At 40.5% G+C, this 12,385-nt stretch carries 9 protein-coding genes and 1 pseudogene; 5 read left to right on the top strand and 5 right to left on the bottom strand.

The genetic code is table 11. The annotated features are described in order from the left end of the window. Positions 1 to 84 precede the first annotated feature (84 nt). Entirely contained in the window at positions 85 to 1,122 is a 1,038-nt protein-coding gene (gene asnA, locus FN809_RS06715; RefSeq protein ID WP_142532740.1) for an aspartate--ammonia ligase, read from the top strand. A gap of 77 nt (positions 1,123 to 1,199) precedes the next feature. Here the strand turns inward: asnA and FN809_RS06710 are convergent, their stop codons facing one another. Further along, a complete protein-coding gene (locus tag FN809_RS06710; RefSeq protein WP_185957483.1) occupies positions 1,200 to 4,112 on the bottom strand; it encodes a T9SS type B sorting domain-containing protein in 2,913 nt (970 codons plus the stop codon). 91 nt (positions 4,113 to 4,203) lie between these two features. Here FN809_RS06710 and FN809_RS06705 point away from each other — a divergent pair, with 91 nt between their 5' ends. Continuing rightward, entirely contained in the window at positions 4,204 to 5,214 is a 1,011-nt protein-coding gene (locus tag FN809_RS06705) for an aspartate-semialdehyde dehydrogenase (RefSeq protein ID WP_142532738.1), read from the top strand. Positions 5,215 to 5,290: 76 nt separating this feature from the next. Here the strand turns inward: FN809_RS06705 and FN809_RS06700 are convergent, their stop codons facing one another. Then, positions 5,291 to 6,238, bottom strand: a complete 948-nt coding sequence (locus FN809_RS06700) for an HU domain-containing protein (protein ID WP_142532737.1) — start codon at positions 6,236 to 6,238, stop codon at positions 5,291 to 5,293. A 222-nt stretch (positions 6,239 to 6,460) separates the two neighbouring features. Here FN809_RS06700 and galE point away from each other — a divergent pair, with 222 nt between their 5' ends. From galE to FN809_RS06685, 3 genes are all read left to right on the top strand, one after another. Next, positions 6,461 to 7,489 (top strand): UDP-glucose 4-epimerase GalE, encoded by a 1,029-nt coding sequence (gene galE, locus FN809_RS06695; protein ID WP_142532736.1) that lies wholly within the window; start codon positions 6,461 to 6,463, stop codon positions 7,487 to 7,489. A gap of 142 nt (positions 7,490 to 7,631) precedes the next feature. Further along, on the top strand, positions 7,632 to 8,684 hold the full coding sequence (gene rfbB, locus FN809_RS06690; RefSeq protein WP_142532735.1) for a dTDP-glucose 4,6-dehydratase: 1,053 nt from the start codon (positions 7,632 to 7,634) through the stop codon (positions 8,682 to 8,684). 687 nt (positions 8,685 to 9,371) lie between these two features. Beyond that, positions 9,372 to 10,145 (top strand): T9SS type A sorting domain-containing protein, encoded by a 774-nt coding sequence (locus FN809_RS06685; RefSeq protein WP_142532734.1) that lies wholly within the window; start codon positions 9,372 to 9,374, stop codon positions 10,143 to 10,145. Positions 10,146 to 10,266: 121 nt separating this feature from the next. On the opposite strand, the gene FN809_RS17870 is transcribed toward FN809_RS06685, so the two are convergent. The 3 genes and pseudogenes from FN809_RS17870 to FN809_RS06675 all read right to left on the bottom strand — a co-directional run. Further along, a complete protein-coding gene (locus FN809_RS17870; RefSeq protein ID WP_221929380.1) occupies positions 10,267 to 11,529 on the bottom strand; it encodes a gliding motility-associated C-terminal domain-containing protein in 1,263 nt (420 codons plus the stop codon). 275 nt (positions 11,530 to 11,804) lie between these two features. Next, positions 11,805 to 11,975 (bottom strand): hypothetical protein, encoded by a 171-nt coding sequence (locus tag FN809_RS17720; RefSeq protein ID WP_185957482.1) that lies wholly within the window; start codon positions 11,973 to 11,975, stop codon positions 11,805 to 11,807. Between the two features lie 131 nt (positions 11,976 to 12,106). Beyond that, positions 12,107 to 12,385 (bottom strand): annotated as a pseudogene (locus FN809_RS06675) (hypothetical protein); the annotation flags it as partial.

Here is a 12,385-nt window from a genome sequence, read left to right as displayed (position 1 = left end):
TTGTAAATATTTCACCCTAATGTTGTTTCTAATTGATAGTATTGTATATCTTTGTGAAGCAAATCAAAATATAATCATATCATAATGGCTAAATTATTTATTCCAAAGAACTATGAGTCTCCTTTGGATCTGAAACAAACGGAACATGCGATAAAAACGATTAAGGATCATTTTCAAACAGCGCTGTCGGCCGAGCTGAGGTTGCGACGTGTAACGGCTCCGTTGTTTGTGATGAAGGGAACCGGTATTAACGACGACCTGAATGGAACCGAACGTCCTGTTGCTTTTCCCATAAAGGAGTTTAATGATCAAACGGCCGAGGTGGTTCACTCCCTGGCCAAGTGGAAACGCATGGCACTGGCCGATTATGATATTGAAGAAGGATATGGCCTTTATACCGATATGAATGCCATCCGCCCCGATGAGGAGCTGGATAATATACATTCGCTTTACGTAGATCAATGGGACTGGGAACGGAGTATGGGAAGCGATGATTATAACCTGGATTTTCTTAAATATATCGTTAAAAAAATATTTGAGGTGTTAAAACGAACTGAGTTTGTGGTATATGAACGTTATCCGCAGATTAAACCTGTTCTACCGGAAAAAATAAAGTTTGTGCAGGCTCAGGACTTACTTGATGCGTATCCGGACTTGAGCCCCAAGGAGCGTGAAGACGCCATAGCCAAAAAGTATGGAGCTGTTTTTATTATTGGTATTGGTCATCCTTTAAGTAATGGCGAAAAACATGATGGCCGAGCTCCGGATTACGACGATTGGAGTACCCCAACAGGCGATAAGTACCATGGCCTTAATGGCGACATTTTAGTGTGGAACCCAATCCTCGAAAACTCTTTTGAATTGTCGTCAATGGGTATCCGCGTGAGTCCGGAAGTACTAGCCAGGCAGTTGCAAATAGAAAATTGTACTGAGCGGAAAGAACTTCTTTTTCATAAGCGTTTATTGAATGGCGAACTTCCCTTGTCCATCGGCGGTGGTATTGGTCAGTCGCGCCTTTGCATGTTCTTTTTGCGCAAGGCCCATATTGGCGAAATACAAGCGAGTATTTGGCCCGAGAGCATGCGTAAGGAATGTAAGGAAAATAAGATATTTTTGGTGTAATAAGCTCATCTTATAACAGCATTAACGAAAGCCTTCAGTTGCTTAAATTTCAACCTGGGGGCTTTCGTTGTTTTAGCTTATTTCTTTCTTCCTGCCGTTAAAACGGTGGCGATTTTGCGTTGTTTTCTTTTACCCGAGGTCGAAAAAAAATCGGCATAAACGATATATATGCCCATATCGGCTTTTTGATGGTTGTGGTTTGTGCCGTCCCAGATAAAAAAACCCTGTACACCCAATAATTGGTTGCTAACAACAGTTTTAATAACACGGCCGTAGCGATTGTATATACTTATCGTACCGGTCCAGCCCGGTTCGCCCAAGCTATAATTTATTCTTAAAAAGTCATCTGTTCCATCTGCGTTCGGACTAAACGCCTCCTTTTCTAACGATACCCAATCTCCATTATCTTTTGGTGCGTAATCGGAATATTGCGAATTCTGCTGCGTTGGTGTGGCATAGGCGCTATGCTGCGAAGCCGAGTGCCAATTATGGTAATTATTGGAGGGGGCGTTAGGGCTTACACGCTCCAACGAAACCCCCTCCTTGTTGCGCAGTAATTCAAAGTGCATATCGCTGCTATAAATAAAATAATCAATAATAAGTCCATTGTTTTGGGCTATGGCTATGCTGCCTTCGTCGTTGCCCATCGCAGGGAGGCTGGCCTGGTTAAGCATGGTTGAGTTGGTTTGTACATGCTTGGCTTCGGTTTTTTTTATATCTGAACTAACTACCAAGTAATCGTTGGGGAAGAATAAACTGTTTTTATTGTTTATTCGCTTCAGTTTATCGGGTATAAGTATATCCGAAGTAGAATGGCTAAGTGTTGCCAAATAGATGTCGCTCCTATTGAGTGTTTTGTCCGACCGGTTATAAAGTTCTACAAAGTCAACATCGTCGGGCTGTGGGTTAAATAAAACCTCATTTATACAGATGTCAAAACTGTCTATTGTTTCGGGTACGCCAAGACGCAGCCAAAGCTTTTGATCTTTAACACTATTATTTAGTGTATTGCCTGCAAAATCGCTAATTGCTTTGGAAAAACCGGCTTCAAAAATTTGTCCTGCCGGTATATCTTCCTCCAACGAAAATTCTATGCTATTTATAAAAATAGGGTCAACAATTATCTCGGAAACGGTGGCCTGTTCAACCTGAATAATGGAAGGTGCAAAAGTATCGGTGTTTTTTAATGCCTCGTTAAAAACAATTTTAAAAGTATGCGCATCAATATAGGATAGGTAACTAATCCGGGGAGGTATCGTATCCGGATTTTGGGCATGAATTGAATTTTCCGTTCCGGGGGTGCCCCCATCCAAATGCATGGCATAGCCCCAGTTATAGTCGGGCTGATGGTTATTAAGATCCTTGCGCTCAATAGACCATCCTCCGCTCGCCTTAAAGCCGCCATCGTCCATAACGATGGGATATTGTATCACATCGCTTACCAGATTGTTGGCATGATGGAGGATCAATGTACCTGCGCTGTTGGTCAATACAGGCAGGCTTTTGATGGGGATTACGGGGAGATCCGCTGGCCAATTGTCCAGGTGTTTTTGATTGATAATTATTGCATACGCACCGGGAGAAAGTAGATAGTTGGGCAATACGGATTCCTTATCGTTAATTATTAGCTTCATGCCATCTAAATTAATAGGATAGTCTCTCCGGTTATATATTTCGATATATTCCGAATGGAACAGCCCCACGTTAGGTGTTTCGTCGGGCATCAATTCGGTAAATATAATATCGAAGCGATGGGCAGGGCGATAGGTGATATTTAGGGTGGTATCCTTAATTATATCGCCAAAAGATGCCAGTATGCCGGTTAGCTTTACGGTATAAATCTGATGGGGCAACATGGGCTTGTTGCTCCTGATTAGTAGAGTAGAATCTTTAACAAATAGAGGAGTCGAAAAATTCAATTCGCTTTCTGCTATCGCAATATTTGTAAGCGAAGCATCTATATTTTTATTAAAATAGAGTTGCAGGTTGTTGGGATCCAACACCTTGGAGTGGAGTAATTTTATTCTTTTAAAACGATAGGTTAAAGAGGTGTCATTCATTATGTTACCCGATTTGTCTCTGATGTCTTTAACGCTTAGCAGTCCCGCATCTGTATCTTGCAAGTAAGCATTAAAAAAAACATTCACCCTACGGTTGTTACTTACCACCTTATCGGGATGTATCCCATCGGGTTCAATCGCAAATTTGCCGTTTGAGATGGAAGATGAATCGAGGTGCTCGTTAAAAAGCAGGCTGATTTGATTGGCGGCAAGCAATTGATGTGATGTTACCAGTGGTTTAACGGTATCAACAAAAGCTGCACCCAAAACAGAAACCGGACCGAATGAAAATTTATCGCTGCGTGTAGAAGTGTATCGGCAATAAATACCAAAGTAATTGGACGTGCTTATGCTATTGTCCAACACCTCACCCTCCAGGGTAAAATCCTCGCCCTCGCGCCTTGTGTGTAACTGCCAATTACCAACTGAGTTGCGCTGCACTTTTATGGTGACGGTAACCGATGGGCTATCTAAAATTTTATCTCTGCCATCTATTATTTTCAGGTTATTGCCGGCTTCCCGTTTCCATAGCGATACCTCGTCTTCGGTATCGCCCACCATAACGTAATAGCCTTCCATTTTATCGTTGTAGGTGGCTTGGTTACAGGCTAAAAATAGTTGGGCATAGTTTGAGCCCGAAGGGTTAAAATCCATATGCACGGTAAACTCCCATGCTGCATCTATCAGGGCGGTGCTGGGAGTACTAATATATGCCTCCGAAGTTGCTGAAGGAGCTGTTAGCAGCAGTTGGTGTTCCACCGTATTAATGGTATATTTGTCCAAATCGCCCTGCCAAACAAGGGGAGTAGAAAAACTACTGTCGTCCCAGTTTTCGGTAAACTGAGCGGAGAGGTTGGCGCTAATTAAAAAGAAAAATAAAAAATATCGGTGCATAGCATGAGGATTGGAGTATTTTGAATATTTTTGCATGACAAATGTCATAATTACCATCAGTAAACAATTTAACTAAATTGTTTGACATGAGGTGAATTATTTATTAATTATTAAATTATTAAGTTCGATGAAAGTAGCAGTCGTAGGTGCCAGTGGGGCAGTAGGACAGGAGTTTCTGAAAGTTCTGGATGAACGTGATTTCCCGCTAAGCGAATTGGTATTATTTGGTTCGGAGCGTAGTGCAGGTAAGGTATATACCTTTAAGGGAAAAGAAATTAAGGTTAAGGAGTTAAAACATAACGACGATTTTAAAGATATTGATATAGCGTTGGTTTCTGCCGGGGGTGGCATTTCAAAGGAGTTTGCCCCAACCATTACTAAGTACGGTGCCATCATGATTGACAACTCGAGTGCCTTTCGATTGGACGACGATGTACCCTTGGTAGTGCCCGAGGTAAATGCCGAGGAGTGTAAAAATGCACCCCGAAACATTATAGCCAATGCCAATTGTACAACTATTCAGATGGTGGTGGTTTTAAAAGCGCTTGAAAATCTATCCCATATAAAAAGGGTGCATGTTTCGTCCTATCAATCCGCAAGCGGAGCTGGTGCTTCGGCCATGGCCGAATTAGAACAGCAGGCAAAAGATTTTGCGGCTAACAAAGAGCTTACAGTAGAAAAGTTTGCACATCAGCTGTTGTTTAATGTTATTCCGCATATCGATGTTTTTACGGAAAATGGATATACCAAAGAAGAAATGAAAATGTACCATGAGACCCGTAAAATAATGAATTCCGATATCCAGGTAAGTGCGACTACAGTGCGTGTGCCTGTGATGAGGGCCCATTCGGAGTCTATATGGGCGGAGACGGAAAAGCCTGTTTCGCCCGAAGAGTTCCGTGCCGAATGTGAAAGGTTTAAGGGAATAACCGTAATGGATAATCCCCAAGCCAATGAATACCCCATGCCATTTGAACTGGCAGGCGAAAATGATGTTTTTGTGGGACGTATTCGTAAAGATATCTCCAACCCCAACGGGATAGCATTTTGGTGCGTAAGCGATCAGATAAAAAAAGGTGCTGCCTTAAATGCAGTTCAAATAGCAGAGTATATGATTGAACAGAAATTGATAAAATAAAAAATGCTGACCTTTTAAGGTCAGCATTTTTTTTTAGTATTGCGATTATAATAAAACAATTAACTAGCTATTTGTATCAATGTTTTAGCAGCCATGCTGAATTAAAACCATTCGTTTTACGATGATTCTCCAGGGCTTTAATTGCCATTTCTTTGTCGCTGAATCCTTCTAACGAAACACGATAGCGATTGTTCGCCGCTATTATTTCGGCTCCCTCAATGCCTCTGCGGGCTAATTTATTCAGGAACTTTTGCGCTTGATGTTCTTCTTTAAAACTGGCGCCAATAATAAAATAATTGTTTTTTAACTCCGCGCTTATAGGCAGTACTTCTTCTGTTTCGGAGTTGTGGCTTTGCACTGTTTTATTTAAGTCCTCTACAGCTTCTTTGATGACGGTAGCATCTACTTTTGGATGCGCTATGGTGTATTCTGTTTTTGGAAATAAATCGGTAAAAGTACTTTGTTGTGTTTGGTTACCAAATTCGGGTGTTACCATCAGCATTCCTAATATCAAGGTAACACTTGCGGCTATCTGACGTGCGTTTTTGGTTTGTAAGGTTCGCCAAACCCATCGGCGCGAGCTTTCGTTTTGCGCCTTTACCTGATCTAAAGTTTTAAATTGATAGGTGGACAAACCGAAAGAATCTCTGCAAAAAGACTCCTCGTGCTTGGGAATAAAAATGGTATTGCCCAAGGCGTCATTTTTAAGTTCTCCGGCATTGCCTATGTCAATACACTCGCCTTTACTAAGCTGATATTTTAAAATACTTACGTGCTTGGCCAGGCGCTTATTGCAATCCTCAAAACTTATCCGCTGTGAGCTGGCCATATGGCTTATTAGCAAACCATCGTTATGAGCCAGGCTTTTGTTAAAACCAATTTCTCTGCGTGGTGGGCTGAAAACACCGGTTTTTTCGTTTACTGTAGCATTTTTGTGATTTGCAACAAAGCCTCCTAAGCCCGGAACTATTACACAGTCGTAGCTGTAAAGTAAGTCGTTTATGTTTTTTCCTAAGTCAAGCATAAAACAAAATTAGCAAAAAAAAGGTGGCTTGCATAACAACAGGCCATACAAATATTAACAGCATGTTGATAAGTTGTTAATACCTACTAGTACCCACCTGTTTAATTCTTTTAACAACAGCATATTAACAAATTGCTTGTGAAAATAAATATTTGAATTAGCCGTTTATTTGTTAATTTTACGCACACAATAATAATAAGTTATACTTTTTTAATTTCGGATATGAGCAAGCAAATATTAGTTACCGGCGGCACAGGTTACATAGGTTCGCATACAGTTGTTGAATTACAAAATTCGGGTTTCGATGTGGTTATCGTTGATGATTTATCCAATTCGCAGATAGAAGTGTTGGATAATATCGAGAAAATTACGGGGATAAAACCGGCATTCGAAAAATTTGACCTGTCGGATAGTGCTTTAACCGACAACTTCTTTAAGCAATATAGTAACATTGAAGCCATCATTCATTTTGCAGCATATAAAGCGGTGGGCGAGTCTGTTCAAAAACCGCTTGAATATTATCGTAATAACTTGAACTCATTAATGAATCTGTTGGCAGGAATGAAAAAATATGGAGTTGCCCATATGGTTTTTTCTTCTTCGTGCACGGTTTACGGCCAGCCGGATAAATTGCCCGTTACGGAATCAACACCGCGTAAAGAGGCAGAATCGCCCTACGGAAACACCAAGGCCATTGCCGAAGATATATTGCGTGATTTTGCCAGGGTAAACAAAGATATCAATAGTATTGCTTTGCGCTACTTTAACCCGGTTGGCGCACATGAATCGGCGTTAATCGGTGAGCTGCCTGTAGGTGTGCCCAATAACCTGTTACCTTTTATCACCCAAACGGCGGCTGGCCTGCGCGATGAGCTTAGTATTTTTGGCGACGACTACGACACGCCGGATGGAACGGCTATACGCGATTATATCAATGTTGTGGATCTATCAAAAGCCCATGTGGTAGCAATCAACCGTATGTTGCAAAATAAAAATAAAGCCAACTACGAATATTTTAACGTTGGCACCGGCGAAGGATACTCCGTGATGCAGTTGGTAAAAACGTTTATAGAAGTGACCGGTGTGGATGTTAAGTATAAGATTGTAGGCCGTCGGGAAGGCGACATCGAAAAAATTTGGGCCGATACCTCGTATGGAAATAAAGAGTTGGGTTGGAAAGCCGAAAAAACCCTGGAAGAAACACTTGCCTCGGCCTGGAAATGGGAGAAGAATATCCGTGGAATAAAATAATTATCAAGCGTCGAAAAGTACTCATTAGCATTTTTTATTTAAGGCTGCACCATTATGGGTAGCCTTTTTTTTTTATCGGCATTAATGATATATTGCAGTAGATAAGAGCAAATACGCCTACTTTTTTAAAAAACATACTAATATGAAAAAAATTCTTATAACGGGAGGTGCCGGTTTTATTGGTTCGCACGTGGTTCGACTGTTTGTTCAGCAATATCCCAAATACCATATTTACAATCTGGATGCACTTACCTATGCCGGTAATCTGGAAAACCTAAAAGATATAGAGAACGCACCCAACTATACTTTTATTAAGGGCGATATCGTAGAAGAGGATATGATAAATAAACTTTTTGATGAATATCAATTTGATGCCATCATTCATCTGGCGGCAGAGAGTCATGTAGATCGTTCTATATCAGATCCGCTTTCGTTTATACGTACCAATATTCTGGGCACGGTAAATCTATTAAATGCGGCCAAAGCACAGTGGCACGGCAACTACGAAGGAAAACTGTTTTACCATATTAGTACCGATGAGGTGTATGGCTCGTTGGGTGCAACGGGGCTTTTTACTGAAACAACGCCCTATGATCCGCGCAGCCCCTATTCCTCCTCAAAAGCCAGTAGCGACCACCTTGTAAGGGCCTATTATCATACCTATGGAATGCCTGTTGTTATTTCCAACTGTTCCAATAATTATGGTCCGAATCAGTTTCCGGAGAAGCTTATTCCGCTGGCTATTAATAATATAAAAAAAATGAAGCCTATCCCTATATATGGCAAGGGCGAAAATGTACGCGATTGGCTCTATGTAATTGATCATGCACGAGCCATCGACCTTATATTCCATCAAGGTAAAAATGGCGAGACCTACAATATTGGTGGGATCAATGAATGGACAAATATCGATTTAATAAAAAAAATGTGCGAAGTGCTGGATCGTAAGTTGGATAGGCCCGAGGGCACCTGCGCCGGCCTGATTACCTACGTTAAAGACCGCGCCGGCCACGACATGCGTTACGCTATAGACTCATCCAAGCTAATGAAGGAATTAGGCTGGGAACCGTCGTTGCAGTTTGAAGAGGGAATAGAAAAAACCATCGATTGGTATCTGGCCAATGAAACATGGATGAACAATATTACCGACGGCAGCTACGAAAGTTATTATCAAAAGCAATACGAAGAGCGGTAAAATATAATCCCAATTATTATTCAGAAGTCGGTTAGCGCCGGCTTTTTTTATTGCCAGCCACCCAAAGTATGGATGTTTTTCAGTGACGCGAAAACAAATAACATTAGCAACAAGGCTTGTGAAGTATGGAAAATGGAGTTTAACTTGAGTGTTTGGGTATTTCTCCGAGAACCTTAGGTAGTATTGGGTAATTTCATATACCCACTAATTTAATGACGTATTGATATAAACAGCATGGGATTAAAAAAGACTTTATGGCGGCATAAAAAATAATGGCAGGCGGAGCTATTGTACGCTTTGTGGCGATAGTGTTGCTGCCTGCAAAATTCGTTTAAAGCTTAATAATAGATAGGGGTTATCTATTCAGTTAGTAATCATATAATGAATCTTAAAAAGCATAGTGCCCTTTATACATCATGGAGGGTTGTTCTAAAATATTGGTATTATTGGTTAAGTCAAAAGTATATAGGGGACAAAGCAAACACATTCACAATAACCTAACAATCAATATTTCATATGCGAAATTTGTAATATGTAAGGGGGTGCTTATATTTTACACAAAAAAACCTATGAGAGTTTATTTTATGGAAATTTATTTGTAAATTGAGGATACATAATATTTAACCCGTCACTTTGTCTATCATCCGACGAGGTTATTTTTTTACTCATTTACTAAAACCTTTTATCATGAAACAAACTTTACTTTTGCTTGCCGTACTATTTTCTGTCGGCTCTATTGCCCAAAACCTTGTTGTAAACGGAGGTTTTGAAACCTGGGACGATGAGACTACACCCTTGAATTGGGATCATGTTGAAAATGTAACGCAGGAAACCACCATTGTGCATTCCGGAACCTATAGCGCCAAGCATACAGGCGGAATAAAAGACCTTGGTCAATACTTACCTGTAACAGGAGGGGAAACCTACGTTGTTAGCATCTGGTACTACACCATAGAAGCCGATGGAACAGATTCCAGAATATGGGCCAAATGGGCAGATAGTGAAAAAACTACCATTAAGGACGAAGCTACGGAAGATCAGCTTCAAGGACCTAACAATGGGTATTTCCCTACTTTTGGGCAGTGGGCGGAATACAGTACTACGGTTGCTGCACCTGCAAGTGCCGCTTTTTTATATCTGGAAGTGCGCACCTACAGGGATGCGATTACTTATTGGGACGATTTTAGCGTTACCGAGGACAATGCTACCGGAATGGGTTCGAATAATGCAGCTTCAACTTTGGTTTATCCTAACCCTTTCGCAAATAGTTTAAGGATTAGTGATTCCGGAATAGTTTTGGTTGAAGTAATCAATTCAGTTGGTCAGTTGATGTCGCAAACCAAAGGCAACAGCACAGATAAGCTGGTGATTCCAACAAATAATCTGGCCAAAGGAATTTATATTGTAAAAATAACAGATGCAGAAGGAAATATCCAGACAAAAAAAGTAGTGAAAAAATAAAAATTTGCGATAAAAAAATAAGCCCCGCTATGCACGAAATAACGGGGCTTTTTATATTTAGCTAGGTCAATGGTGCAAAATAGTACATTGTTTAGGCGTATAAAATGCAGACCGACCGGTACTAATTACCCCTTAATAAATGTACAGGGCCTTCGTATTTTCGTTCTTCGCCTTTGTTGTAGCCTTTGGCTGTAACTACATAAAAGTAAACCCCTTCGGCAGCGTCTTTGCCGCCAATTTTACCGTCCCAGGCCTCACCCGGATCTGTGGTTTGAAAAACCTTCCGTCCCCAACGGTTAAACACAATTAGCTTAAACTCTTTTATCGAAGAATATACAGCCATAAACTCATCGTTGATACCATCGCCATCTGGTGTAAAAACGTTGGGTATGCCCAGGTAAATCTCCTCAATTTTTATGGGGCCTAAAGGTGTTAGGTCTGTACATCCGCTGAGGTCGTTTTTTACGCTTACATCCATATAGTATTCTCCAAGCTTATCAAAAGTAATCTCAATCAAATCGTTTTCAGTGGGCTTTTCTTCACCTCCTTCGGTATTAGTATTGAAGTCAATGGTGTAACTTTTATTTAGGCCTTTTGACGAATCATTGATAAATACCAAAATCTCGGAAGAGCCCGTATATTCTGTGATTCCAGTAAACTTAGTATTAATAGGCAATTCGTTCTTATTTTCCCTATCCGTTACGTTAAATGTAAAATTGGCTTCAACGGCTTTCGGATCATCATAAACGAAATTAGCCTCCAAACTGTGTGCCCCATTAAATGCTATTGCTGTAGCAGCGTATGTTATTGGTTCTACGGGAGCCTCCATCGTTGGTTGTGCTTCCGTATAAGTATTTGCATCACCTGCCGGCTCCGAGGACCATTCATAGGCAAGCTCGTAGTTAACGGTGTATGGATTTCCGTTAGCCGGATTAAGGTAATTGAGTGGTTTGGTAGTGGTGTTGGTAGTGAGCTGTATGTGGGTACAGTCGCTAAAAATAGTATCTACTTCGAGCGTTAGTATTCTGGGTTCAAAAGTCCAACAAACATCCTGACCCACAAACACGCCGTTATTATTAACAGTAACCCGGTATGCACCCTCATTGATAACAGCCGGAAAATCAGGAACATTTATTGTCATCACTTCAGTCCAGCCACCGTTTTCGTATTTGTCCCAGGTATAGGTAACATTACTTCCACTAATCGGAGCAACGCTTAAAGTGGCCGATGCTATATCTGCATAAAAAAATAAGGTATCTTTTTGTGGATACGCTGCATTGCCAGAGGCCGTAGCGTTATCAGATACAATGCTTACTGTTTGAGCAGAGAGTTGTGAGCTTGCAGCCAACAGAAAAATAAAAATATATTTAAACAAAGTGTTCATCGCTGTCTGTGCCAATTAAATTCAAACAAAAGTTCAAAGATATTTATTTAAACGCTTATGTAGAAAATAAATTGCCGATGAATATTTCAGATGGTACATTTTTGGCTGTGGAAAGATTGGAAAGGGTAACAGACCAATGCTATTTCGACCGTTTTGGAACAATACTCTTTTTATACGGTCATGTATATGTTTAAGGTCCGTCCATCTTTAAAGTAGTAAAACTAAATGTTTGGGATTCTAAGTTTTTTCCTTTGAGTTTAGCTTTTTGCACGTATTTATGGAAAGGAGTAGATCTGATAAAAACGCGGATTAATATTTTTATCCCGGGTTCCATTGGCTTTTATATCCCGCATAAAATGCGTTTGGGAAGTAAAATAATATTCATAAGTCTTGCCTTTTTTGTAATATTGACCGGATAGCTCAGTGTCGCCAACCAATTCGGGCATCACATTTTATGCGCGTGTACCTTTATGTTTTTCATTTAAAACAGGGCAGCAACCAATTGACTTTGACTATCGGGTGCCGAATTGATAATGTAGGCAACTATTACGGATCGATATATAATCGAGGTCAAAAGCTATTTTGATTTACGGATGTTTATATCTAAAACCGGATTTCTAAATTCTGAATCGTCATAATCCCAATTAAGGATATTGGATAAAGTAGGAATAATATGTGCCGTCATCTTTAGCTGCCCCCGATAGGAGGGATGCCAGTCGGATCCGAGATCATTTTGCTTATTTAATAAATAAGTAGGGATACCAATAAAATACAGTTTTTGATCATTGTATATTAAACGGGATGATTCCGTCACTTCTTTTATATTTGTGTAGGCTGGTTCATCTCTTAATGGCCC

Source organism: Saccharicrinis carchari, from assembly GCF_900182605.1.
GTDB classification, from domain to species: Bacteria; Bacteroidota; Bacteroidia; order Bacteroidales; family Marinilabiliaceae; genus Saccharicrinis; species Saccharicrinis carchari.
Note: the sequence above shows the minus strand (reverse complement) of the source record. Positions and strands in the feature narration are given on the sequence as shown.

Bases quoted from the DNA above. Each gene is read 5' to 3' on its own strand.
- asnA (WP_142532740.1), top strand. From the start codon at position 85: ATGGCTAAATTATTTATTCCAAAGAACTATGAGTCTCCTTTGGATCTG.
- FN809_RS06710 (WP_185957483.1), bottom strand. From the start codon at position 4,112: ATGCAAAAATATTCAAAATACTCCAATCCTCATGCTATGCACCGATAT.
- FN809_RS17870 (WP_221929380.1), bottom strand. From the start codon at position 11,529: ATGAACACTTTGTTTAAATATATTTTTATTTTTCTGTTGGCTGCAAGC.
- galE (WP_142532736.1), top strand. From the start codon at position 6,461: ATGAGCAAGCAAATATTAGTTACCGGCGGCACAGGTTACATAGGTTCG.
- FN809_RS06705 (WP_142532738.1), top strand. From the start codon at position 4,204: ATGAAAGTAGCAGTCGTAGGTGCCAGTGGGGCAGTAGGACAGGAGTTT.
- FN809_RS17720 (WP_185957482.1), bottom strand. From the start codon at position 11,975: ATGCCCGAATTGGTTGGCGACACTGAGCTATCCGGTCAATATTACAAA.
- FN809_RS06700 (WP_142532737.1), bottom strand. From the start codon at position 6,238: ATGCTTGACTTAGGAAAAAACATAAACGACTTACTTTACAGCTACGAC.
- rfbB (WP_142532735.1), top strand. From the start codon at position 7,632: ATGAAAAAAATTCTTATAACGGGAGGTGCCGGTTTTATTGGTTCGCAC.
- FN809_RS06685 (WP_142532734.1), top strand. From the start codon at position 9,372: ATGAAACAAACTTTACTTTTGCTTGCCGTACTATTTTCTGTCGGCTCT.